The 24,242-nt window shown below is 57.1% G+C and carries 22 protein-coding genes and 2 tRNA genes; 15 read left to right on the forward strand and 9 right to left on the reverse strand.

All coding sequences use genetic code 11. The annotated features are described in order from the left end of the window. Positions 1 to 28: 28 nt before the first annotated feature. Positions 29 to 1,372 carry a citrate/2-methylcitrate synthase gene (locus tag D1841_RS02585; protein WP_160641844.1) on the reverse strand — a complete coding sequence of 448 codons (1,344 nt, stop codon included), beginning with the start codon at positions 1,370 to 1,372 and terminating at the stop codon, positions 29 to 31. 539 nt (positions 1,373 to 1,911) lie between these two features. Between D1841_RS02585 and spoIIP the strand changes: the two genes are divergently transcribed. From spoIIP to D1841_RS02620, 7 genes are all read left to right on the forward strand, one after another. Continuing rightward, on the forward strand, positions 1,912 to 2,988 hold the full coding sequence (spoIIP, locus tag D1841_RS02590; RefSeq protein WP_160641845.1) for a stage II sporulation protein P: 1,077 nt from the start codon (positions 1,912 to 1,914) through the stop codon (positions 2,986 to 2,988). A gap of 76 nt (positions 2,989 to 3,064) precedes the next feature. After that, the gene (locus D1841_RS02595; protein WP_160641846.1) at positions 3,065 to 3,355 is read left to right on the forward strand and encodes a hypothetical protein; all 291 of its coding nucleotides are present in this window, start codon (positions 3,065 to 3,067) and stop codon (positions 3,353 to 3,355) included. 34 nt (positions 3,356 to 3,389) lie between these two features. Continuing rightward, complete coding sequence (locus D1841_RS02600) at positions 3,390 to 3,704, forward strand: hypothetical protein (RefSeq protein ID WP_160641847.1); 315 nt, start codon at positions 3,390 to 3,392, stop codon at positions 3,702 to 3,704. A gap of 289 nt (positions 3,705 to 3,993) precedes the next feature. Then, on the forward strand, positions 3,994 to 5,232 hold the full coding sequence (locus D1841_RS02605) for a murein hydrolase activator EnvC (RefSeq protein ID WP_160641848.1): 1,239 nt from the start codon (positions 3,994 to 3,996) through the stop codon (positions 5,230 to 5,232). 81 nt (positions 5,233 to 5,313) lie between these two features. Beyond that, the gene (locus D1841_RS02610) at positions 5,314 to 5,901 is read left to right on the forward strand and encodes a histidine phosphatase family protein (RefSeq protein WP_160641849.1); all 588 of its coding nucleotides are present in this window, start codon (positions 5,314 to 5,316) and stop codon (positions 5,899 to 5,901) included. Positions 5,902 to 6,026: 125 nt separating this feature from the next. Further along, entirely contained in the window at positions 6,027 to 6,758 is a 732-nt protein-coding gene (locus tag D1841_RS02615) for a hypothetical protein (protein WP_160641850.1), read from the forward strand. 249 nt (positions 6,759 to 7,007) lie between these two features. Next, on the forward strand, positions 7,008 to 7,874 hold the full coding sequence (locus D1841_RS02620) for a C39 family peptidase (RefSeq protein WP_166554219.1): 867 nt from the start codon (positions 7,008 to 7,010) through the stop codon (positions 7,872 to 7,874). Between the two features lie 152 nt (positions 7,875 to 8,026). Here D1841_RS02620 and D1841_RS02625 read toward each other — a convergent pair whose 3' ends face one another. The 3 genes from D1841_RS02625 to D1841_RS02635 form a co-directional block, all read right to left on the reverse strand. Continuing rightward, positions 8,027 to 8,656, reverse strand: coding sequence for a rhomboid family intramembrane serine protease (locus D1841_RS02625; protein WP_160641852.1), 630 nt, complete (start codon positions 8,654 to 8,656; stop codon positions 8,027 to 8,029). Positions 8,657 to 8,878: 222 nt separating this feature from the next. Beyond that, positions 8,879 to 11,599 carry an AAA family ATPase gene (locus D1841_RS02630; RefSeq protein ID WP_160641853.1) on the reverse strand — a complete coding sequence of 907 codons (2,721 nt, stop codon included), beginning with the start codon at positions 11,597 to 11,599 and terminating at the stop codon, positions 8,879 to 8,881. After that, positions 11,596 to 12,717: an exonuclease SbcCD subunit D gene (locus D1841_RS02635; protein WP_160641854.1), complete on the reverse strand. Its 1,122-nt coding sequence runs from the start codon at positions 12,715 to 12,717 to the stop codon at positions 11,596 to 11,598. The genes D1841_RS02630 and D1841_RS02635 overlap by 4 nt, the downstream gene beginning before the upstream one ends. A gap of 249 nt (positions 12,718 to 12,966) precedes the next feature. Here D1841_RS02635 and D1841_RS02640 point away from each other — a divergent pair, with 249 nt between their 5' ends. The 6 genes from D1841_RS02640 (at position 12,967) to spoVAC (ending at position 20,300) form a co-directional block, all read left to right on the forward strand. Beyond that, positions 12,967 to 14,631, forward strand: coding sequence for a D-alanyl-D-alanine carboxypeptidase family protein (locus D1841_RS02640; RefSeq protein ID WP_160641855.1), 1,665 nt, complete (start codon positions 12,967 to 12,969; stop codon positions 14,629 to 14,631). A 238-nt stretch (positions 14,632 to 14,869) separates the two neighbouring features. Then, positions 14,870 to 16,672, forward strand: coding sequence for a translation elongation factor 4 (gene lepA, locus D1841_RS02645; RefSeq protein WP_160641856.1), 1,803 nt, complete (start codon positions 14,870 to 14,872; stop codon positions 16,670 to 16,672). A 73-nt stretch (positions 16,673 to 16,745) separates the two neighbouring features. Further along, positions 16,746 to 18,113 carry a UDP-N-acetylmuramoyl-tripeptide--D-alanyl-D-alanine ligase gene (murF, locus tag D1841_RS02650; protein WP_160641857.1) on the forward strand — a complete coding sequence of 456 codons (1,368 nt, stop codon included), beginning with the start codon at positions 16,746 to 16,748 and terminating at the stop codon, positions 18,111 to 18,113. An 82-nt stretch (positions 18,114 to 18,195) separates the two neighbouring features. Then, positions 18,196 to 18,588 (forward strand): VOC family protein, encoded by a 393-nt coding sequence (locus D1841_RS02655; protein ID WP_160641858.1) that lies wholly within the window; start codon positions 18,196 to 18,198, stop codon positions 18,586 to 18,588. A 182-nt stretch (positions 18,589 to 18,770) separates the two neighbouring features. Further along, on the forward strand, positions 18,771 to 19,433 hold the full coding sequence (locus tag D1841_RS02660; protein ID WP_160641859.1) for a CatB-related O-acetyltransferase: 663 nt from the start codon (positions 18,771 to 18,773) through the stop codon (positions 19,431 to 19,433). Positions 19,434 to 19,850: 417 nt separating this feature from the next. Next, positions 19,851 to 20,300 (forward strand): stage V sporulation protein AC, encoded by a 450-nt coding sequence (spoVAC, locus tag D1841_RS02665; RefSeq protein WP_160641860.1) that lies wholly within the window; start codon positions 19,851 to 19,853, stop codon positions 20,298 to 20,300. Positions 20,301 to 20,640: 340 nt separating this feature from the next. On the opposite strand, the gene D1841_RS02670 is transcribed toward spoVAC, so the two are convergent. Then, positions 20,641 to 21,369, reverse strand: coding sequence for a recombinase family protein (locus D1841_RS02670; protein WP_166554220.1), 729 nt, complete (start codon positions 21,367 to 21,369; stop codon positions 20,641 to 20,643). Beyond that, positions 21,366 to 21,752: a DUF4368 domain-containing protein gene (locus tag D1841_RS02675; protein WP_160641862.1), complete on the reverse strand. Its 387-nt coding sequence runs from the start codon at positions 21,750 to 21,752 to the stop codon at positions 21,366 to 21,368. Before D1841_RS02675 ends, D1841_RS02670 begins: the two co-directional genes overlap by 4 nt. An 83-nt stretch (positions 21,753 to 21,835) precedes the next feature. Between D1841_RS02675 and D1841_RS02680 the strand changes: the two genes are divergently transcribed. Together D1841_RS02680 and D1841_RS02685 are read left to right on the forward strand one after the other, a co-directional pair. Continuing rightward, positions 21,836 to 22,027 (forward strand): hypothetical protein, encoded by a 192-nt coding sequence (locus D1841_RS02680; RefSeq protein WP_160641863.1) that lies wholly within the window; start codon positions 21,836 to 21,838, stop codon positions 22,025 to 22,027. An 11-nt stretch (positions 22,028 to 22,038) separates the two neighbouring features. Then, entirely contained in the window at positions 22,039 to 22,518 is a 480-nt protein-coding gene (locus tag D1841_RS02685; RefSeq protein WP_160641864.1) for a hypothetical protein, read from the forward strand. A gap of 337 nt (positions 22,519 to 22,855) precedes the next feature. Here D1841_RS02685 and D1841_RS02690 read toward each other — a convergent pair. From D1841_RS02690 to D1841_RS02700, 3 genes are all read right to left on the reverse strand, one after another. Beyond that, positions 22,856 to 22,940, reverse strand: a tRNA-Tyr gene (locus D1841_RS02690). Between the two features lie 62 nt (positions 22,941 to 23,002). Then, positions 23,003 to 23,078, reverse strand: a tRNA-Thr gene (locus tag D1841_RS02695). A 412-nt stretch (positions 23,079 to 23,490) separates the two neighbouring features. After that, on the reverse strand, positions 23,491 to 24,099 hold the full coding sequence (locus D1841_RS02700) for a helix-turn-helix domain-containing protein (RefSeq protein WP_160641865.1): 609 nt from the start codon (positions 24,097 to 24,099) through the stop codon (positions 23,491 to 23,493). Positions 24,100 to 24,242: the final 143 nt, after the last annotated feature.

Raw genomic sequence — 24,242 nt, forward strand, 5'->3', positions numbered from 1 at the left:
CTTATATGGAGTGCCCGGGCGCTCTTTTTTACGGCAGCGGGCGGCGGGGCTGCACCGCCATGTAGGCCGGGCGGATAATCTTGCCGCCGCCAATCAGCTCCTCAATGCGGTGGGCGCTCCAGCCGGCAATGCGGGAGATGGCGAAAATGGGGGTGTAAAGCTCCATGGGCAGATCCAGCATGCTGTAAATAAAGCCACTGTAAAAGTCCACGTTTGCCGACACGCCTTTGTAGATCTTGCGCTCTTTGGCAATCAGCTCCACTGCCAAGCGCTCCACGCTGGTGTAAAGCTTATATTCCTCTGTGCGGCCCTTTTCCGCCGAAAGCCCCTCCACAAAGGCGGCCATGGTCTTGGCCCGGGGGTCGGACATGGAATATACCGCGTGGCCCATGCCGTAAATAAGGCCGGAGCGGTCAAAAGCTTCCTTGTGCAGCAGCTTCTGGAGGTAGGCTGTAATCTCCTCATCGTCCCCCCAGTCCCGCACATGGGATTTGATATCCTCAAACATCTGCACCACCTTGATGTTGGCGCCGCCATGGCGGGGGCCTTTCAGGGAGCCTAAGGCAGCGGCAATGGCAGAGTAGGTGTCTGTGCCGGAGGAGGTGACCACGTGGGTGGTAAAGGTGGAGTTGTTGCCGCCGCCATGATCCGCGTGGAGGATAAGGGCAATGTCCAGCACCTTGGCTTCCAGGGCGGTATACTGGCAGTCGGGCCGCAGGATGCGCAGGATGTTTTCCGCTGTGGAAAGCGCGGGGTCGGGCTGGTGGATGAACAGGCTCTGGCCGTCGTGATAATGGCGGTAGGCCTGATAGCCATATACAGACAGCAGGGGGAACAGGGCGATAAGCTGCATGCACTGGCGCAAAACGTTCTCCACAGAAATATCTTCCGCTGTTTCGTCATAAGAATATAGGGTGAGCACGCTGCGGGCCAACGTGTTCATCATGTCGCTGCTGGGGGCTTTCATAATGATGTCCCGTACAAAGCTGGTGGGCAGGGTGCGGTAAAAGGACAAAAGGCCGCAGAACTTTTTGAAGTCCTCCTCCTGGGGCAGGTTCCCGAAAAGCAGCAGGTAAGCAATGCGTTCATAGCCGAAATGCTCCCCCTTGGGCTGGCTGCGGATTAGCTCCTCCACGTCGTACCCCCGGTAATACAGCTTCCCCTCGCAGGGGATGCTTTTGCCGTCCACAGTTTTGCTTGCCACAATTTCCGAAATGTTTGTAAGGCCTGTAAGCACGCCTTTGCCGTTTAAGTCGCGCAGGCCGCGTTTCACGTCATACTTCTGATACAGTTCCGGGTCTATCCGGCTGTTTTCCACGCACAGCTTGGAAAGTTCCCGCACTTCCTGTTTGATTTCCGAATAAATAGACATTCGATCTCTCCTTTCATGGTTTTGTCCGAGTGGTGTACTGGTGTTTTCCTTAATTTATGCCTTTTCACATAAAGTATTTCAAGATTTATTATACTAAAGCGCCGCCAGCTTCACAAGGGTTTTTTTGTAAACTTTTTGTGGCGGGGCGTGCGGAAGAATATGGAGGAATAAACGGTACCAGGCGTAAAAGGCGGATGCTTTCTTCTTTTGGGGGCCTATCCCGTACCATGCGGCGGTTTTACGGAGGGTATATTCTTCGGGGATGCCGAAAGAGAGTGTTAAGAAATGGAGAAACACAAAAGTTTGTTGCATTCATGTAAGGAATGCACCGCCTTCTTCAAAGTGTGGGCAAACGCAAACGCTGCACGTTAGCGTTGCTTCAGGGTTTTTAGGGGCTGCTGCGCCCCGGTGGGGCGCATCTAGCAACCGACCGAACCGGGAGGCGAGACTCAAAGCCCCTAAACCGCCGAAGGCTGGTTTTCTTTACGGGAATACTAGATTTTTTAGAAAGGGCTGCGCAGCAAGCGCAGGGTGAGCGTATGCATAGGCTGGGGAAATTTTTAAAAAACCTGATGGTGGTGGCTTCTGCCGCTGTGTGCCTGTGGTGCGCGGCGGGATATGTGCAGCAGTGGGCCAAAGAGCAGGGAGGGGATGCCCTGCTCTTTGCGGCAGGGATGCAGGCGGCTCCTGCCTCTTCCCCGCCGTCGGAAGCCCCCCGGCAGCAGGACGCCACGCTGACAGACGAGCCGGAGCCTTTCCTGCCGGATGACGGCGTGGTGCCCTTCCACAGCGACCTGCTCCCCGGCGCAAGCGCCACCCCGGAGCCGGGGCGGAACACCGGGAAGGTGGAGGAGATCCACATAGAGGGCGGGCAGCAGGTGGATAATTTCTTTGTAAAGGACACCACAGAGTCGGGCACAGATCTGGCTGCAGAGCTTCTGGAGGATCCGGCGGTACACTTAAAGGGGGACGGCAGCGTGGAGGTGTTGCTGTACCACACCCACACCTCGGAAGCCTATGTGAAAAGCCACCAGGGCTTTTACTATACAGATATGGAAAACCGCACCCAGAACCAGGACATGAGCGTGGTGGCAGTGGGAGAGGAGCTGAAAAAGGCCCTGGAGGCCAGGGGCATCGGGGTGGTGCATGATACCTCGGTGAACGATACCCTTTTCAACGGTTCCTATGCCCGTTCCTGGGAAGTCCTGCAGAAAAACCTTTCCCAATACCCCACCATCCAGGTGACCATCGACCTGCACCGGGATTCCATGACCACCCAGGAGGGCGTTAAATACAAGCCTACCGCAGAGATAAACGGCAGGAAAGCCGCCCAGTTCATGGTGCTGGCCGGCTGCGACGCCGACGGCGGCTGGGGGGACTTCCCCGACTGGCGGGATAACCTCCGCTTGGCCCTGCGGGTGCAGCAGACCGCCGCCCGGCTCTACCCGGAACTGGCCCGGCCCTTAAATTTTTCCAACAGCAAGTATAACATGAACGCCACGAAAGGCTCCCTGCTCATTGAGGTGGGCACAGAGGTGAGCACTGTCAGCGAGGCCCGGTACACCGGCAGCCTTCTGGGGGAAATCCTGGGGGAAACCCTGCTGCCGGGACAATGAAAAGCTGGCAAAAAATGCCGGGAATAGAAGGCGCGGCCCAGGGAACGATAAAGAAAAACGAAAGGCGGGCTGGCGTGTGGGAAAAAGAAAAACAGTCAGGAACAGGCGGGAGGAACGGCGCGCCTTCTGGTTTGGGATGGGGATAGGGCTTTTTGTGTTTGTGACATTGGCAGGGTTGGTGGTGGTGGACTATCAGGGGCGCAAGCTGAGCTTTGGGGACAGCACGCCCCCTGTTTCCCTGGACAGGCAGTCAAACCCGCCCCAGCTCCGGCTAAAGGCCTTTGGGGTGGAAGAGAGCTGGGACGCAACAAAAATCAAGGAGGCCATGGATTTCCTGTGCGATTTCGGCTGCCTGCCCCACAAATAGGGCCAAGCAGGCCTGCCGGAAAGGAGGCGGCCCCATGAAAAGCCTGTTTCCCCGGCTGTGGGCAGCCATGGTGGCTATTGCTTTCGGGCTTTTATGGGCATTGGGCATGAACGCCGCCCCCCTCCATGGGGACGCCCTCTGGCCCAGGCTGGTGGGCATATGGGGCTGGGGGCTGGTGGGGCTGGGCTTTTTAGGGGTAGTCCTGGCTGTCAGGCTTGCTTCCCGGCCCAAGAAGCCCCGCAGGCTGGTGCCCATTGCCTGCGCCCCCAAAAGGCCCCAGAAACTGCCAAAATCCCCCTACACCCCCCCGCCACACCGCCGCTACCGCCGCAGCGTGGTCAGGCGCTGACTTCCTTTTTCCGGTAAATCTGACAGGATGGCGGAGAAAACCCCAGAAAAATGCCGGAGGTTTTACCAAAAACAACCATATCTGGTAGGAAACCCCTAGGGATATCCCAATTTCAAAGTTTATTTACAGGATAATTCCTTTTTAGAAAAATATCTTCTGGAAAAAGAGGTATACTATGGTTACAAACATGTAACTATTGCTGGTTTCAAACCTGCAATAGGGCAGAAAGCCTGCAAAAACGCGTTTTTGAAGGCATTTTCGTTCCTGCCCGCAGAAAGGAAGTCGATACATGATGAGACGCAAGTTTCAAAAGCGCCTGTGCGCCGGACTGCTGGCCCTGTGCATGGCTGCCGTAGTGCCCCTGAACGCTGCGGCCCGTACCATTGCGGAGATTGAGGCGGCCCAGACAGAGCTGCAAGCAGAGCGGGACAGCCTGCAGGCCCAACTGGAGCAGCTTCGGGACGACGAGGCCCAGAAGCAGGAATACCAGCAGACCCTGCAAAAGCAGATTGACGTGGTGGAGGGGCAGATTGATGCCGCCATACAGGATATTGACGATCTAAACCTGAGCATCAAAGAGCTTACCATGAAGCTGGACAAGTCTGAGGAGGAGATGGGGGATACCATCCAGGCCTTCCGGGACAGGGTGGTGGCCCTGTATCAGGCAGGCTCTGTAAGCACCCTGCAGATTTTGCTGGATTCCACCAGCCTCAGCGATTTCACGGCCCGGTCTGAACTGATAAGCGCCATGAGCCGCCGGGACAAAGAACTGGTGGATAAAATCACCGCATATATGGAAGCCACAGAGGGCGAGCGCACGGAGTGCGAGGAAAAAAAGGCCAAGGTGGCGGAGCTGAAAAAAGAGCTGGAGCAGAAGCAAGAAGAGCTGGACGGGCTGTATGAGGAAAACGCCCAGGCCATTGCGGATCTGCAGGGGGCGCAGGCAGCCACCCAGAACACCCTCCAGCGCAACCAGGAAGAACTGGACGCCAACGAGGCGGAAATTGCCGCGCTGATAGAGGCCCAGCGCAAATATGAGGAAGAGCAGAAACGCCTGCAGGAGGAAGCCGCTGCGGCTGGCAACAATAATAACGGCGGAAGTGGCGGTGGCGGCAGCGTCAGCTATCCCACCGGAGGCGGCGGGGTGGAAGGATTCAACCCCATCTGGCCCCTGCCCGGCGTGTCCTACATATCCGCAGGCTATAACGGCTATCCCGGCCACAAGGGCCTGGACATTGCCGGGCCTTACGGCACAGCTGTGGTGGCAGCAGAGTCCGGCACCGTCATTGAGGCCAACAGCGGCGATTCCTGGGGCATGTCCTGGGGCTATTACGTGCTCATTTACCACAACGGCACCTACACCACCCGCTATGCCCATCTGAGCAGCGTGGCGGTGAGCAAGGGGCAGACAGTCTCTGCCGGGCAGATTGTGGGCTATGAGGGGGCCACGGGCAACGTAACCGGGCCGCACCTGCACTTTGAGGTGTACCAGAACGGCACCCGGGTGGATCCCATGGCATTCCTGTAAAAATTTTAGAAAGCGAAAGGCGCTCCCCGGGGGCGTCTTTTTGTGTATGGATATATAAACTTTGAAGGAGTGGGGTTAGGGATGACAGAGGTGTATGTGGTGCGCCACGGCGAGACAGACTGGAACAAGCAGGGCCGCTTGCAGGGGCAGGAGGATATCCCTTTAAATGAAAAGGGACGCGCCCAAGCCCTGGCCTGCGGCAGGGAGCTGGAAAAAACGCGGTTCCAGGAGATATTTACAAGCCCGCTGTCCCGGGCGCGGGAAACGGCGGAGAAAATTGCCCAATTCCAGGCGTGCCCCGTGTCACAGGATACTGGGCTGCTGGAACGGGATTACGGCGCCCTTTCCGGACTTACCCTGCCGCAGCGGGAGGCCTTGGCCGCCACAGGCCGGCCGGACGGGATGGAGCCTTGGGAATCCCTGGCCCAACGGGCGCTGTCGGCGCTGAACCGCTGCGCGGATGCCGCTGGGGAGGAGGGACGGGCCTTGCTGGTGTCCCATGGCGCATGGATAAACGCTTTGCTGGCACTGCTTTCAGGGCATGCCATCGGCACAGGGAAAACCGTGCTGAAAAACACCTGTGTCAGTGTATTGCGGCGGGAAGGGGAAGGTTGGCAAATTCTCTCTTATAATGAACTGCCGGAGGAAATGGGGAGGAAGCCAGTGTGAAAAATTCGGAAGAAAAAAGTGGAACCAGGTATAATAGGCGGCTTTTTTGCCGCTTTTTGCAGGGGTTCTGTTGTGTTTCAAGGCAGTTCAAAAAGCTGTGGGCGGGCCTTTTGGCAGGGCTGTTCATGTTGGTTCTGCCTGTAGGGGCCTTAGCCAATTCCGCGGAGCCGCCCAGTTTAACCATCCTGGTGCGGGGCGGGCCGGCAGATTTGAAAATGGCTGTGCGGGTTACAGATGGAAAAACCCTGCGGGAGGAAGAATTGGAACTGGTGAAGCGGCCCGGGGCCAGGTACTACCAGTGGTACGACACCCTCACCCCCTGGGTGCTGGAAAACTGGTACCACATGGGGCCGGAGGTGGAGGTTTCCCTTCTGGCCCGGGGGGAAGGGGTGAGTCTGGAAGTACCCCTTGCGAACCCGCCAACCGATCACTATGCCCCTTACGCCCGGCTGCAAACGCTGGATCTGGAAAAGGGCGCCCTGCTGCCGGGGGAACGGCCCTTTTGGTGGATCCTCCTGAAAATCGCCCTGCGGGTGGGGGCGACCCTGCTGCTGGAAGGGCTGGTGTTCTGCTGGTTTGGCTACCGGGAAAAGGATAGCTGGATAACCTTTTTTGTAACAAACCTGCTGTCCCAGGCTTTTTTAAATGCCATACTCATGGGCCAGGGTGCAGGCCCTTATAATGGGCTTGCCGTACTGCTGCTCTTTGTGGAGCCAGTGGTTTTCCTGGGAGAGCTGCTTTTGCTCTGCGTGTTTATCAAGGAGAAAAAGCGGTGGGTTACCGCCCTGTACAGCCTCCTGGCAAACCTTGTGAGCCTGGCTTTGGGATGGAAGCTTATTGATTTGTTCCCCGTGTAGGTTGGAATATGAATAAAAAATGAAGGGTGTTGAGGAGGTAAAAAACGCTGCTTTGTAAACGAATTGCCATCTCTGTCCATTTTTGTGATTTTTATACTATCCCTGTTACCAAAAGGAAGCCGCCTCCGTCTAATCTGTATAGACAGAGGCGGCTGTTAGTATGAAAAAACAGAGAAAGGAACGATGCAGGGCACAAAAGGCTGATATTTGGCTTTTTTTCTGCAAATCCTGCATCATATGGAGACTGGTATGAAAAACGCGGCGGCAAGAAACAGGCATAGAGTGGGGGAAGGCGGTTTTTCCGCCCGCTTTGCGCAGGCCCGGGGCGTAGGGATGGTCAGGAAACGGAAAGGATCCAGGCGGAAAAAGCAGAAGCTGGGGCGGACGGTGTTCCTGTGCCTGACCCTGTGCGGCCTGTGGGGCGTGCTGGGCTTTTCGCTGTGGCGGGAGCTAGGAAAAACCGGGCGGGCCATGGAGCAGTATACAGCCCCAGTGCAGGAGGAATCTGTCCTGCTGGACGTGCCTTTTATTGACCAGCGGGGCAGGTTCCCCACTGGCTGCGAGGGAGTGACAGCCACCATGGCCCTGCAGTATGCCGGGGTAGACGTGACCCCGGAAGAAGTGCTGGAAGCCATTCCCAGAGGCGCGGCGCCCCATCCGGACGGGGCTGGGGGCTATATAGGGTGCGATCCCAGGGAAGCTTTCCCGGGTAATCCTTACAGCGAAGAGGGATGGGGCTGCTATGCGCCAGTGGTGGAAAAAGCCGCGGAGGATATCCTCCGCGAGAGGGACGAAACGTCCCTCTCAATCATAAACCTGACGGACACGCCTTTGCCGGAACTGTGCCAAAGATGCCTGCGCCAAGGCGTGCCTGTGCTGGTGTGGGCCACCATTGATATGGAAACGCCTGTGCCGGGCATTGTTTTTACCATAGAGGGTACCGGGGAGGAGTTCCAGTGGATATACCCCCTGCACTGCCTGCTGCTAGTGGGGGAGGATGAGTCCAGCTATTATTTTAACGATCCTATGGCAGGCAAGGCCGTGGCCTACGGCAAGCGGGAGACGGAACAGGCGTATGAGGCTTTGGGCAGGCAGGCCCTGGCCATTTATAGTTAACGCAGTTCAAAAGAAACTGCTTTCTCTTTTGAACCAGCGGCATAGCCGCGTATGCTTGAAAATCGGGCTGTACCGATTTTCAAGTGCGTTTGCTATAGCCTATGGCGTGAAACAAAATGTTCCCCCGCCCATGGGGCAGGGGAACGCACGCTTTAGAACCTGTTGTTTTTGCGGAACTGCCGGCGGGTTTTCCAGTATCCCGCCTGCTGGCGGATGTGGCGGAACAGGTCGCCCCCGAAAAAGAGCCAGATATTTAAAAGGGAGAACAGGATGGCGGCGCGGGCAGTCCAGCCGCCCACAACAAACATATAGAGGAAATAGAGGGCGTTTGCGGCGGCCAGCCATTTCACTTTGATGGGCAGGAAGAAAAAGAGCATAATCTGGTTTTCCGGATAGACAGCGGCATAAGCGAAAAACAGGGACATATTCAGGAAATGGTTGACCCCGGTGCCTGTGATAAAGCCTGCCAAAATGGAGCCGGCAACGCCGCAGAGATAGAACAGGTTAAAGCGGAAGGTTCCCCAGGCGCTTTCCAGGGCATTGCCCATAAGGCAGTAGAAATACAGGCTGAAGGCAATCCACAGAACCGAAGTGCTGGGAGGCAGGAAAATGAAGGTGATAATCCGCCAGACCTGCCCCTGGAGGATAAGCCCCCGGTGGAAGAAGAGCATGGGGGACACAATGCCCCCCAGCACCAGATTGGCGGCGAAAACCGCCAGCATAATGCCGGTGACGACATACATCATGTGGGGGACAGCGTACCTGCCCAGCTTCCTTTCCAATTTGTCCATCCAATGCATATAAAATCGCCCTGCGATACAAAACATGCGCCGAAAAGCGGGAAAACAGCCTTTCGCGCCTGTACCGCTCCTTTCTTTGTATTTTTCGCGGGGCCAAGGCCCTGCGGTTTTTCCTCTGTATGTTAAGGATAGCAAGTTTTTCCCGCCCTGTCAATTTCATTTTTCCGACAAATTCTTACGGATTTGCAGGGATGGCCAAAAATTTCACAGCCGCACCTGGGCATGGGAGAAGCCCCCGCTGTCCCGGGTTATTTGAATGCGGCTGGGGATGCGGGTTTGCAGCTCGGAAACGTGGGAGATAACCCCGATAAGCCTGCCGCTGGAGCGGAGCATGGAAAGGGCCTTCATGGCAGTGTCCAGGGTTTCCGCGTCCAGGGAGCCGAAGCCCTCGTCGATGAAGATGGATTCCAGCTCCACTGCCCCGGCGTGGCTCTGGATTACGTCGGAAAGGCCAAAGGCCAGGGACAGGGAGGCCAGAAACTGCTCGCCGCCGGAAAGGGTTTCAATGGATCGGGGCAGCATGGAGGCGCCGTCCAGCACCTCTAAATCCAGCCCGGCATAGGCGTTGCCCCCTTTAGGCCCTTCCATCAGCCGCAGGGCATAGCGGCCCCGGCTGAGGACGGCGAAGAAATGGTTGGCGCTGACCAGCACCTGATCCAGGGTGACGCTGAGGACATACTGCAAAACAGGCAGCTTCCTGGGGTTGTTCCCGGAAAGGAGCCGGGAAAGCTTTGCCACCCGGCTGTAAACCGCTTCCAAATCCCCAAGCTTTTCCTGCAGCTCCGCAAGCTGGGAAAGCCGCTCCCGCTCCGCTTTCAGCTCCGCCCCTTCTCTGGCCAGGGCTTTGGCAGATTCCAGGTTTTTTGCCCGGAGGGCTTCCGCCTGCTGACGGAGGCTTTCCAGAACCGGCGGCTCCTCCCAGGGGGCGGGGAAGGCGGCAAGGCTTTCCTTTGCCTTCTCCAAAGCGGCTTTCGTAAGGGCAGCGGCTTCCCCGGCCCGGGCAAAGGCGGCTGCTTCCTCCTCTGCCTGCTTTAAAAGGGAGGCGGCTGTTTCCTCCAGGCTTTTCCGGGCCTGCCGCTTTTCTGCCGCCTGCTTTGACAAATCTGCCGCGCTGGGCTTTCCGGCGCTTTCCGCTGCCTGGCGCTCCAGTTCCGCCGCCTGTGCCTCCAGGGCCGAGACAGCCTCCCGGGCTTGGGCGCCGCCGCTTGAAAGCTGTTCCCGTTCTTTCCGCAGTTCCTCCAGCCTTGCCCGGGCCGGAGCCAGAAGCTTTGCGCCCCGGCGGGCCTCCTGCTCCCGGACGGCTGTCTCCTCTGCCTGTCGGGCGGCTTCTGCCTGGGAGGGCAGGCCCTTGCACAGGGCGGATTGCTCTTTCCAGGCGCTTTCCGCTTCCTCCAGAGCCTTTTCCGCCGCCCGCAGGCTCCCCAGGGCCTCCTGGGCCGCGGCGCGGACTTTCTTTTCGGCGGCGCGCAGGCTTTCCAGCTCCCTTTCGTCTAAAACCTGCCCGCTGCCTTTTGCCGGGGCAGGGTGGTTCACCGCCCCGCACACCGGGCAGGGAGCCCCCTCCTCCAGGCCTTGGGCAAGCTCTAAAGCGGCGTTCTGCCTGCGCAGGGCCTCCTGCTCCTCCAGGCGGGCGGCAAGGGCCGAAAGGGCGGCTTCTGCTTCCCCGGCTGCTTTTTCCCCGTTCAGGCGGGCCTGCTCTGCCTTTTTCAGGGCTTTCTGCCGCTTTTCCAGTTCCTCCAGGGAGGAGAGGGCCTTTTCAAGCCTGGCCCGCTCCTCCACTAGGGCGGGCAGGCGCTCTGCCCCGGCCCGGTATTGTGCTTCGCAGGCAAGGCCCTTTTCCATGCGGGCCTGGGCTTCCTGAAGCTTCCCAGCAAAAGCCTCTGCTTCCTTTTGCCGCGCTTGCTGGGCGAGCCTGGTTTCTTCTGCCTTTTTCCGGATTCCCTCTGCCCGTTTTGCCTCCAGAAGCTGCCCCTCCAGCCGGGCTTCCTCCTGGGCGGCAACAAGGGCCTGCTTCTGGGCGGCCTGTGCCTGTGCCCGTTTTTCCGCTGTTTGAGGGGCGGACTTTTCCAAAGCCTCCCGGCGCAGGCAGGCAGACTTCCACTCCTTTTCCGCCTGGGCAAGGGCCTGCTCCAGACGGGCGTGGTTCTCCCGGGCCTGCAAAAGGGCCTGGGTTTCCTCCAGCTCCTTCGCGGTTTTTTCCCCTTCCCGGCTTAAGGTTTGGATTCCCTGCTCCCGCTCTTTTATGGCTTTTTCCAGGGCGGCGGGGGTGTCCGCGTGGGCCTGGCTTAAAAGGCCTGCCTGCAGGTCGGACAGGCGGCGGCTTTCCTCCTCCAGGGCCTTGCTGCGCTGGGCAAAGGCGTCCCGGAGGGATTTCCAGATTTCGGCGGAAAACAGGGTGCGCAGGATTTCCCCTTTCTCCTGGGAGCCTGCCCGCAAAAGCCGCAGGAACTCCCCCTGGGGCAGGACGGCCACCTGGGAAAACTGCTCGCAGGAAAGGTGCAGAAGGCTTTCCGCCCGGCGGCGGACAGCGGTTTCCGTGCCGCTTTCCAGCAGATGGGCCTCCCCGTTTTCCAGGGTGAAGCATTCATGGCTTTCCTGGATTTGCGGCTCCTTGGTGCGGCGGTTGATTTTGTAAAAGCGGCTGCGTTTGAAGCGGTAGGCTTTTCCCCCGAGAGAGAAGTCGAACTCCACCTGGGTGGGCAGATCCATGGGGGCGCTCATGCAGCGCATACTGGAAAAATCCCGCTTGCCGCCGGTTGCCTTGCAGTACAGGGCAAAGCACACCGCGTCCAGCAGGGAGGTTTTCCCCCCGCCGGTAGGCCCGGCGATGAGGAACAGCCCTGTTTCCTCAAATTTTGTAAAATCTATCTCCACCTGCTCCAGATACGGCCCGAAGGCCTGGGCGGAAAGACGGATGGGCTTCATAAACGCACCTCCTGTAAAACCTCCCGGAACAGGGCCATGTCCTCCTGCTCCGGCTCCTCCCCGCAGACCTCTTGGAAAAAGGCGGAGAAAACCGTCCCCTCATCCGCCCCCGAAAGGGCCTTGGCCCGCCTGCCCGCCGCCCCTTCCAAGGCCCACTGGTTCCGGACGGAAAGAAGGTTCGGGTAAAAGGGGCGCAGGCGCTCTGCCGCCAGGAGCACAGGGGATTTGTCTGTAAGGCACAGCTCCACATAATCCTCGCAGGGGTGTGCCTCCCCGGAAGCCATGAGATCCTTGAAAAGCCCGGTGATTTTCCGCACGTCCCGCAAAGGCTTTGCCTCCCGGTGCTCCGCTGAAAAGGAGTTCCCGTCCCAGGCAAGGGACAGGTATCCCTTTTTCTGGCCCGCCTCGTCTATGGAATATTTTAAGGGCGTGCCGGAATACCGGGCCGTTTCTCCCGCCTTTTGAGGGCCATGGAGGTGGCCCAGGGCTACGTAATCGAAGCGGGAGAAAAGGGAAGGGGGGATCTGCCCGCTGCCGCCCACAAAGGTTCCGCTTTCCGAATCGCTTGTCATGCCTCCGGCGCAGAAGCAGTGGGCCATGAGCACGTGGGCCGCCTCCGGCAGGAACAGGGGATACAGCCGCTCTAAAAGCTTTTCCATGCAGGCGGCCTCCCCCCGCAGGGAGGCGTCCCCTAAAAACTCCCGGGCTGCGGGGCAGTCAAAATAGGGCAGGAGGAACACCTGTACCCGCTGGCCTCCTTCTTCCAGCAGCACCGGGGAGAGCATGTCCTCTAAAGACGTGGCGAAGAAAACGCCGCTGTGCCGCAGAGCGCCCTTTAAAAGGGCCATGCGCTGGGCGCCGTCGTGGTTCCCGGAGATGATGAGCGCTTTCACTCCCCATTCCACCAGCCGGGAAAGGGTGCTGTCAAACAGGGCGATGGCCTCCGGGGGGGCCACCTGCCTGTCATAGATATCCCCGGCAATGAGCAGGGCCGCGGGTTTTTCCCGCTCTATGGCGGGGAGCAGGAGGCTTTCCAGGAAGTGGCGCTGGTCGGAAAGCAGGCTTCTGCCATAGAGCATACGGCCCAGGTGCCAGTCTGAAGTGTGAAAAATACGCAAGGTTGACGCCCCTTTTCAAAAATTATTCAAAAATTCCGCCTTTTCTTTTTGCCCACAAAATAGTATACTATAAGTAAGCGCCCTTGAAAGCCGGGTGCCCCGATTTTCAGGCAGGCGGCCCTGCCGCCGGTTCAAAGGAGGCTTCCGCCCCTTTTGAACCGCATTGGCCGCAAAAGGGAACTGCCCGCGGAAACTGTGCCAATACTATATATTGTAACATATCTGCCCTTTAGGTACAAGGAAGAAAGGATGAAGCTTTTTATGAAAACCGCCATGCGATACAGAATACCCATAAAAAAGGCCTGCCGCTCTCTTTCAGCCCTGTTTCTGGCAGCGTGCCTGACGGTTTGCCTGTCCCTTCCCGCCCAGGCGGAGGGCTTTGACTTCGGGTGGGATCAGGACGAACAGAACCCGGAAGGCCCCCACTGCAAATCCATTATCATGCTGAACCTGGACACAGACACAGTGGTGTATGCCCTGAATCCGGACGAGAGGCTTTCCATGGCTTCCCTGACGAAAATTATGAGCTACATTGTGGCCTATGAGACGATTCCGGACATTGAGAACACGGTAATCACTGTGCCCCAAAGCGTAGCGGACGATCTGGAGGGCACAGGCAGCTCCTTAGCGGGCATTGCGGTGGGGGAAGAGCTGACAGGCCTGCAGCTTTTATACCTGATGATGGTGCCTTCGGGCAATGACGCGGCTTTAACCCTGGCGGAATATGTGGATTCCCTTCATGCCCAGGGGCTTATCGCGCCCAAAGAGGAGGGAAAGCCGGAGGATCCCCAGGCGGCCCAGGGGGGCGGGGAAAGCGCCCCTGGCAGCGGGCAGGCGCAGGCAGACGATCCCCAGGCAGCGCCCCAGGGGGAAGCGGCGGGGGAACCGGAAATGGCCCTGCTGGCGGAAGGCGGGGACTCCCCGGAGGACGGCGGCACAGAGGACGGCGGGGAAGAGGAATTCACCGGGGATCCGGCAGGCTATACGCCGGACAGCTATTTTGTGCAGCTTATGAACAAGAAGGCGGAGGAGCTGGGCTGCCGGAACACCCATTTTACAAACCCCCATGGCCTGTATAACCCGGATCACTATTCCACAGCCCGGGATTTGGCGCGGATTGCGGAATATGCCATGACATTGCCCAATTTTACAGACATTACAGGCACCTTTGCCTATGTAAAGCCTGCCACAAACGTGAACGAGAGCGAGGAAACCTTTCACAGCACCAATAAGCTTTTGCAGAATTATATGGACGAGCAAAGCGGCATAGAGTATTATTATAAGTCTGCTACAGGCATCAAAACAGGCTCTCACAACCAGGCGGGATACTGCCTGGCGGCTTCCGCCACCGCTTTGGGGTATACCTATGTGGTGATATGCCTGGGGGACATGGAAGGCTATGAGGAAGGGATTCATGGGGAAATGCTGGACGCCCGCTCCCTGTTCCGCTGGGCCTTGGAGAACCTGGGGAAAAAGACGGTGGCTGTCCCGGGAGAGGTGCTCAGTTCTGTGAACCTGGAGTATGCCTTTCAGCAGGATCAGCTCCTGCTGGCGGCAGGGGAAAGCGCCAGCGTCATGCTGCCCAACAGCGTGGACGCCAGCAGTATTGTGGTGACGGTGAACAAGCCGGAAAGCGTGCAGGCCCCGGTGCGCAAGGGGGAGCAGGTGGGCACTGCCACCTTAAGCTATGCCGATGAGGTGATTGCTACTGTGCCTTTGGTGGCGGCAGAGTCTGTTTCCCGCAGCGACCTGCTGGCAAGCTGGGAGCAGGGGAAGTCCCTGCTTTCCTCCCCCTGGTTTGTGGTGATTATCGCGGTTATTGTGGCCCTTATCATTGTATATTTTATTTTGATGGTCATGTACCGCCGCAAGCAGCGGATGCTCCGCCAGGTGCGCAAATTCCGCGACATGTGAAACGTGACGTTTCATCCGAGACGCGGGGAGCATGAGAGGAAATTTTTCGCCGCGGAACAGGATTCCGCGCTTACGTGAGCCGTCGCGTGCCCAGCGTGGCTTCCGGCGGCTTACACTGGAAGCGAAACAAACAGGAAAGTTTTTGAAGATTCCTAAGAAACTTTTTTCAAAAAGTTTCTTAGGCCAAGGTGTGGAACGGAGTTCCACGGCCTTAAAGGGAAGGACGGAGAAGAAACAGATGGACAGGAGTAAAATCAGAAATTTTTGCATTGTAGCCCACATTGACCATGGGAAAAGCACCCTGGCAGACCGGATTCTGGAAAAAACCAGTGCGGTGGCCCTGCGGGAAATGGAGAACCAGCTTTTGGACAATATGGACTTGGAGCGGGAGCGGGGCATCACCATCAAAGCCCACGCGGTGACCCTCCGGTATCAGGCTCAGGACGGGGAGGAATACACCTTCAACCTTATCGACACCCCGGGGCACGTGGACTTTAACTATGAGGTGTCCCGGTCCTTGGCGGCCTGCGAGGGGGCGGTGCTGGTGGTAGATGCCTCCCAGGGGATTGAGGCCCAGACCCTGGCAAACACCTATCTGGCAGTGGACGCGGGGCTGGAAATCCTGCCGGTTGTCAATAAGATCGATTTGCCCGGCGCAGAGCCTGAGCGGGTCTGCCACGAGATTGAGGATATTATTGGCATTCCGGCTTTGGACGCGCCCCGGATTTCCGCCAAAACCGGGGCAAACGTTGAAGAGGTTTTGGAGCGGATTGTCACGGATATCCCCGCGCCGGAAGGGGACGAGACGGCCCCCCTCAGGGCTTTGATTTTCGACTCCTATTATGACTCTTACCGGGGCGTTATCGTGTATATCCGGGTGATGGACGGGGAGCTGCGGCCTGGGGACTCCATCCGCATGATGGCAACAGGCGGGGAGTTCACTGTGGTGGAATGCGGCTTTTTGCGGGCCACTTCCCTGGAACCGGCCCAGTGCCTGCAGGCCGGGGAAGTGGGGTATATTGCCGCCTCCATCAAGGATGTGCGCCACGCCCGGGTGGGCGACACAGTGACTTTGGCGCAGCGCCCGGCGGCAGAGCCTTTGGCGGGCTACCGGGCTGTGCAGCCCATGGTGTTCTGCGGCATCTATCCGGCGGACGGCGCCCACTATACAGATTTGCGGGACGCCCTGGAAAAGCTGCAGTTAAACGACGCATCCCTCACCTTTGAACCGGAAACCTCCATTGCCCTGGGCTTTGGGTTCCGGTGCGGGTTTTTGGGGCTTTTGCACATGGAGATTATCCAGGAGCGGCTGGAGCGGGAATACAACCTGGATCTCATCACCACCGCCCCCAGCGTGGTGTATGAAATTACCAAGACAAACGGGGAAACCATCCGGGTGGATAACCCCACCAACTACCCCGACCCCGCCGTTATCAAGGAGGCCCAGGAGCCTATTACAAACGCCCATATCTATGCCCCCTCCGATTATGTGGGCAATATTATGGAACTGTGCCAGGAGCGCCGGGGCGTGTTCAAGGACATGCGCTACATTGACACCGACCGGGTGGATATCCACTATGAGCTGCCCTTAAATGAAATTATCTACGACTTTTTTGACGCGCTGAAGTCCCGCACCCGGGGCTATGCCTCCTTTGACTATGAGCTTTTGGGCTATCAGAAATCCGAGCTTGTAAAGCTGGACATTATGCTTAACGGCGAGGTGGTGGATGCCCTTTCCTTTATCATCCACGCGGAAAAGGCATATCCCCGGGCCAGGAAGATGTCGGAAAAGCTGAAGGAGAAAATCCCCCGGCAGCTTTTCGAAGTGCCTATCCAGGCCTGCATTGGCGGGAAGATTATTGCCCGGGAGACGGTGAAGGCCATGCGCAAGGATGTGCTGGCAAAGTGCTATGGCGGCGACATCACCCGGAAGAAGAAGCTTTTGGAAAAACAGAAAGAAGGCAAGAAGCGGATGCGGCAGCTTGGCACAGTGGAGGTGCCCCAGGAGGCATTCATGTCTGTGCTGAAGCTGGATGAGTAAGAACTGCTTTTGAAATACTTTATGAAGAAAGGAAAGAGCGCCAGGGCTGCCTGGCGCCGGGCTGGTGGTTGATATGCGGACGAAGCTGGAGGAAATTGCGGCGGCTGTGGAAGGGAAGATCCTGTGGGGCGATGGGGAGAGGGAAGTCACCCATTTTATCACAGACAGCCGGGAGGCAGGGCCGGGGGCCATGTTTGTGCCCATCCGAGGGGAACGCACAGATGGGCATACATATATTGCCTCTGTGTTTGAAAAGGGCGCTGCGGCAGCCTTTACGGATCATGAAATCCCTTTCCCCGGAGGCCCGGTGGTGCTGGTGGAGGACTGCCGGGGGGCTTTGCAGCGGTATGCCGCCTGCTACCGCAGCCAGTTTGACCTGCCCATTGTGGGGATAACCGGCAGCGTGGGCAAAACCACCACCAAGGAGATGCTGGCCCAGACCCTCAGCGCAGGGTTTGACGTGATGAAAACCGCCGGCAGCCAGAACAGCCAGGTGGGCGTGCCCATCACCATCTGCGGGCTGGAGCCGCGGCACACCGCCGCAGTGGTGGAGATGGGCATGAGCATGCCCGGGGAGATGGGGCGCATTGCCCCGGTGGTGCGGCCCACCTGCGCGGTTATCACCAACATCGGGGTGTCCCACATTGAGTTTTGCAAAACCCGGGAGAATATTCTAAAGGAAAAGCTGCACATCGCAGACTACCTCCCCTATACCGGGGCGCTTTTCGTAAACGGCGACGATGACCTGCTGTCCGTCCTGGAGGACACTGCCGCCTGCCGGGTGATACCTTATGGCCTGGGGGAGGACTGCTATTGGCAGGCCCAGGATCTCCGGGAGGAAAACGGCGGCACCCGTTTTACCTGCCTGTCCCCCCAGGGCTGGGAGCAGGAGGTCTTTGTGCCGGCCCCGGGGGTACACAATGTGCGCAACGCCCTGGCCTGCATGGCGGTGGCCTGCCATCTGGGCATGGCAGGGGAGGCGGCCGCCCAGGCCATTGCAGACTACACCCCGCCGGCCATGCGCCAGCAGATCCTCCAGGCAGGGGGCGTGACGGTGATTGACGACAGCTATAACGCCAGCCCCGATTCCATGCGCAGTGCCCTGGATGTGCTGTGCTCCCGGCCCTGCGAAGGCAGGCGCTTTGCTGTGCTGGCGGATATGCTGGAACTGGGGGAAGTTTCCCGGCAGGCGCACCTGGAGGTGGGCCAATATGCCAGGGAGAAGGGCATCCATGAGCTGATAGCGGTGGGGCCGCTGGCAAAGGACATCGCCCAGGGCTTTGGGGACGGCGCCAGATGGTTCCCTTCAAACGGGGAGGCACTGGGCTTCCTGAAGGGCACTTTAGGCGCGGGGGACGCGGTGCTGGTGAAAGGCTCCCGGGGAATGCATACGGACGAGATTGTGAAGGCCCTGTGTGGAGGAAGCCAGCAGGGCAAATAAAAAATGAAAAGAAAGGAGCGATGCGGGGTGCGGGGGGCTGCCTGTCTCTTTGGCGCACTTTCTGCATCGCATGGTGATTGTTATGAAGCTGGGTGAATTTGCCGCAGGCCTGCAGCATGTGGGCCTGCCCACAAACGACATGGATAAGACCATCGCCTTTTATGAGGGGCTGGGATTTGAAAACGTGTATGAGACGGTGAATGAGGCCGCAAAGGAGCGGGTGGCTTTCCTGCGGCTGGGGAACCTGACCATGGAGGCCTATGAGAACAAGCAGGCCGCCATGGAGTCCGGGGCTATTGACCATCTGGCCCTGGATGTGAAGAATATAGACGCGTGCTATGATAAGGCCCGGGAGCAGGGATATGAAATTGTCAGCCGCGGCATTGAGGAGCTGCCCTTTTGGGAAAAGGGCGTGCGGTTTTTCATTATCCTGGGGCCGAACCGGGAACGGATCGAGTTTAATGAAATGCTGTAAAGCCAACTGAACGGCACAAGGAAAATAGAAGAGAAAGGAACGGCACAGGAGGCAAAGGGCTGCCTTTGAGGCCTGTGCCCCAGGATGGATTATATGAGAAAGCTAAGGGAGATACGGGCGGTTGCGATTGTACCGGCGGGGGGAAAGGAGAGGATGCTAAAAACAAAAAAGAGGAGATAATTATGCGTATACCAGACCCAAATGCAGTTTTTCCCAACGAATATGGGACATCCTGCTTTATTAAAAATGTGATAACCTCGCCCAATATCCAGGTGGGGGAGTATACCTATTATGATGATCCGGCAGCTCCCACAGGCTTTGAGAAAAACAACGTGCTTTTTCATTACCCCGAGTTTGGGGACAGGCTGATTATCGGGAAATTCTGCGCCCTGGCGGCTGGAACAAAATTTATCATGGGCGCGGCAAACCACCGTATCAGCAGCGTGACAACATATCCCTTCCATGTGTTTGGCGGCGCTTGGGCGGAAAACAGCCCGGAACACCTGGCCCAGCTTCCCTTTAAGGGGGACACGGTTGTGGGCAATGACGTGTGGTTTGGCAGGGAATGCGTGGTTATGCCTGGGGTTCGGATAGGGGACGGGGCGGTTATTGGCGCGTATTCCCTGGTAACAAGGGACGTGGAGCCTTACAGTGTGGTGGGCGGAAACCCGGCGCGGTTTATCAAAAAAAGGTTTCATGAAAGCCTGATAGAAGCGCTGCTCCAGTTGAAATGGTGGGATCTGCCGCCGGAAACTCTGGCGGATTTGCTGCCTGTGCTGTGCTCTCCAGATTTGGAAAAGGTGGAGAGGCAGATAAGAGAGATTTTGGAAAGCAGAAAAGCATAAGAAAACACAGGGCGGGCGGCCCGCTGCATATTTTTGAACTGGCAGTACAGACTATTCCTGCGCATATACAGTTGACGCACCTGCAAAATTTCATTTTGCAGGTGGCAGGCTTGCAAGAAACACGCAATCCTGCTCTCTGTTTTCCTTTGGAAAACAGAACAAGCCCTAGAGTCTGTCTTAAAACTCCGCAAAACCGTCTTTTTGTCCAGAGACAAACGGTTTCTGTGTTAAAAATCCTCGAAATACGAAAGTATCTCTTGCGGTTTTCGCCTTGAAACCGTCCGTCCTGAACAAAAATACTGGCATTTCTCCGGTTTTAAAACAGACTCTAGCCACCACCCTTGAAATTTTTACCGCTTTTTAAGTGCGGTGGCTATAAGGCGTTCGCGATATGGGCGAGAAAGGAAGAGGACTGCCATGAAAACAGTGAGCAAAAGACAATATGATCAGATGGTGAAGGAGGTTTCGCCCCCGTCCCCGGTTTTCAAGGACTGCCTGCTGGCCTTTGTAACCGGAGGGTTTATCTGCACCATAGGCCAGTGGCTGTGCAACGCTTACCAGGGCATGGGGCTGGAGGTAAAGGACGCCAGGGCTGTGGTGTCCATCAGCCTGATTTTGATTTCCGCCGCCTTGACGGCCTTTGGCTGGTATGACAACCTGGCAAAACACGCCGGGGCCGGGATGCTGGTGCCCATTACGGGCTTTGCCAACTCCATGGTGTCCCCGGCAATGGAGTTTAAGGCAGAAGGCTTCATCACCGGCCTGGGGGCGAAGCTGTTCACAGTGGCCGGCCCGGTGCTGGTGTTCGGCATTACGGCCAGCGTGGTGTTTGGCGTTATCCTGTTCCTTTTGGGGATGTGGATGTGAAAAGTTATGGCGAAAGGCATATAGTTAACGCAGTTCAAAAGAGGCAGAATACCTCTTTTGAACCAGACGGCTCAGCCGCCTGGCTTGAAAATCGAGTTGTACCGATTTTTAAGTGCGTTTACTATAAAAAGGCGCAGGCAAATAGGCTGGTAACGTAAGAAAACATTTTAAGCGAGGGTCGGCGTAGCGTCAAGCTGCGCCGACTTTCGCATTTTTCTGGTCTTGGGCAGTTTGGGATTGCTCCCGTGCTCCCTCAAAATCAAATGCACCAATGAAGTTATAGACGATTTCAATTTCCCGGATTTTCACCCGCTTCTGCTGTTCATCGGTCGTGTAGGTGTCAGACACGGCGGATGGAGTGTGTCTTGCACAGGGTACGGTCTTTCCGATAGGTGGAGCAGATGTAATACTCCTGTTCCGGCTTGAAGTGGTTGGCCCGGCAAAGGTACATCTTGCCGCCGCAATCGGCGCAGTACACCAGCCCGGAGAACATACCCATGTCCCCCATCTTGGTCGGGCGGCGGCGTCCCTGCCGGATATTCTGAACAATCAGGAACACGCTTTCCTCAATGACAGGCTCTTGGGTATTCTCGAAGATCACCCATTCAGACGGGTTATTCCAAACGGTCTTTTTGCTCTTGAACGATGGTTTGCTGGTCTTGAAATTGACTGTATGGCCTAAATACTCGACACGTTCCAAAATGCCCGAATTTGTTTTGGCCGTCCATTTGTAGGGATTTGCGGGAGGCTTGCCATTAGTCGGTAAACCTTTCAGCAGAAAGTACGCAATAGGATTTAGGACTTCATTCTGTTGCAGCCACTTGGCGATCTGCGTCGGCCCCAAGCCGTCCACGCACAGGGAGAAAATCTTTTGCACGATAGCCGCCGCTTCCTCGTCCACAATCCAGCGTTTTTTGTCCTCCGGGTCTTTCATGTACCCATAGGGCGGAAGTGTGCAAAGGTGTTCGCCGGAGCGTCCCTTGGATTGCCAGGTCGCCTTGATCTTCTTGCTGGTGTCCTTGGCGAACATTTCATTAGATAACCTCGCATAAAGAAGGATAGATTTCAAAGTTCCACATACCCGACAAAGTTGTAGTAGATTTTGATGTCCCGGTGGGTTTCCCCGGTGATTTTGTACTTCTCGCCCACCTCGATGCGCTTCACCAGCCGCAGGAGCGTGGGGCGGTCGAGTTCCTCAAGCTGGGCATAGTCGCGGATGACAGCCAGCCACTCGTCGGTGGCCTGCTCGTCCTCCTGCGTGGCCTCCAGATGGGCAGTGAGCTGCGTCCGCTGTTCCAGCTTGCCCCGGCGTTCGTCTTCGTAGCGGTTCATCAACTGGACGCACAGCGCCTCCGGCATGACGCCCTTCACCTTGTCCTCATAAGCCGACACCACCAACTTCTCCAACTCGGCCAGCCGCTTGTCCAGCGCCGCCACCTTTATCTGCCCCATGCACAAGGCTCGGGCTTTGGCAAACGCCTATTACTGGAACAGGCTGTACCGGGCCAGGGGGGAAGGAAAGCGCTTTCAAATCCATGTCCCCAAAGGCAGACCGGGCAGAGCTGGCGGCCCTCACCAGCGATTTTGCCCACCTGGTGTTCCAGATGCACCTGCGGGATCTGCTGGACGCCCAGGGGCTTGACTTTGTAGAGGCCCAGGAGTTCGATGGACCCGGGGCGCTGGAGGTGCTGCAGGGCCGGTTTGAAGCCGGGAAAGCTTATATCTAGGAGGCGGGAACATGGCAAAAACACTTCTCATGCTCAATGTGGGGGATAAAGTCCGGAACCCGGAAAGCCTCTGCCTGGGGGAGCCTGTGGCCTGGCAGGTGGCAGACCTGCTGCATCAGGGGTATCCTGCGGGCAGCGTTACCCTGTGCAGCCAGTACCAGGTGGCACTTTACGCCTTTGACGGCTCAGAGCCGGAAAATGAAAATATTGACCGCCAGGCGCAGGGGAATAACCGCTACAGCCTATCGAATATCCGGAGCTGGCTTAACAGCGAAAACAACTTGCGATGTTCCAGCTTTGACCGTTCCCCACGCAGGTTTCACGCTGAGAACCTACACCCACGCCACCCGCCAAAAGCAGGAGCAAGCCGCAGAAAAGATGGGAAATTTTATGGAGAAGGTCATGTGAGTGTGGGGCAAACGAGAAAAACGGCTGGAACTTCCTATCCGGAGGCATCCAGCCGTTTCCGTTTATTTCCGCGTGTGGGGTGAGCGTCTGCCAGTGGCAGACAAGCTGCGAACCGACCGAGCCGACAGGCGAGACCACGGTGTGGGTCAAAAACGCCCCTGGCACTCTCCGGTTATTTCTGACCATTTCCGCATGTGGGTCACGGTGTGGGTCAGGACAAAAAGCCGACGGAGCCACGCCAAACTCGCAAAAAGAATAAGCTGAAACCTTATCCGCAATATCCATTTTAATATGCAACCGAGCAAAACAACTTGCGATGTTCCAGCTTTGACCGTTCCCCACCCAGTGTAGAAAATCGCTCCAAAATAATTTGGCTACATACAACAAAAGCCCCGCACATTCCATGCAAGGCTTTGTCAATGGTGGGGGAGAGTGGATTCGAACCACTGAAGTCGTCGACAACAGATTTACAGTCTGCCCCCTTTGGCCGCTCGGGAACTCCCCCATAAATTATGCAATTTTATACAAGGCTTGTCCGGCCTTCCTGTCGGGCCGGACCGCCCAGTTTGGAGCTGGTGAACGGACTCGAACCCCTGACCTGCTGATTACAAATCAGCTGCTCTACCAACTGAGCTACACCAGCGAATTTTTCAGCGCTTAATTATTATATCCCAATCAGCGGAGAAAGTCAAGGGGTATTTCTGCGTTTTTTGCAATTTTTCTGGAAGAAGTTTTGCGAACAAAAAATGTCGGCTGCTCAGCCGCGCCAATATCCATGCTTTTCCGCCACAAAAAGGAAAAAGACCGGAACATCCGATCCTTTTCCTTCTTTTGGGGAGGAGTTGTATTGAAAAGTGCGGCCCTATGCCGCAAGCTTGTACGCTTGGCTGAGTACGAGTATATTATAGTAGGTAAAAGGGCCGGTTGTCAATGTTTTTGAAAAGAATCTACCTTTTCCATCAATCCACTTCTGTCCGAAAAAGCGTTTTTATCAAACTGGCACAAAGAAAAGCCCTGCAAACCCGCCTGGAGACTGGCTTTTTCCAGGATCTGCCCTATCCGTTTTTCCTGCCCTTGCGCTGGACAGTACGGCTGAAAAGGCCATGCCGGTTGCAATACCAGAAGAGCTGCCCACTGCCCCGAAGGAAAAATCGGGCCTCAGCGTTCCCCTCTGGATACAGCTTTACCATGTCCACGCGGTTCATGGTGACATAGGCAATGAAGGAGATATGGTGTTCCCGCTCCATGGGATGACTGATGGTGACAAAAATTTCGTCCTCCACATAGTCCACGCTGCAGGCGTGGGCTTCATCTGGCTCCTCCGGATCCAGCGGCGGCAGGGTGATGCCGCAGCAGGCTGCCATGGCCTCGCCTGTGGCGTGGATGGTGTTGCCACAGACCGGGCAGGCATAAAATTTTGAGCGCAGGATATTGGCGGTTCTGTTCCGGTTAGTAATGGTTTCGCCGGACAGCAGCTCCGGAATGGAGACGCCCAGCGACTGCGCCAGCGGCCCCAGCAGGGATATATCCGGCAGGCCCCGGCCTGTTTCCCATTTGGAAACGGCTTTGTCGCTGACCGCCAGTATTTCCGCAAGCTGGGCCTGTGTCAGCCCCTTCTTTTCCCGCAGGGCCTTAACAGCGGCCCCTGCTACATAGTGATTCATAAAGCTTCGCGCTCCTTTTCAAGAGTTTGGTTTCAACCTGTATGTACTATAACAAAACAGCCAGCCCCCTGCAACCTACGCTCCGTAGAGAGGGCGCGGGCCAGGCGGGAGATTTGCCTTCGTACAAGAAAATTTTCACAAAA

It is taken from the genome of Neglectibacter sp. X4, from assembly GCF_009917365.1.
Classification (GTDB): Bacteria; Bacillota; Clostridia; order Oscillospirales; family Acutalibacteraceae; genus Acutalibacter.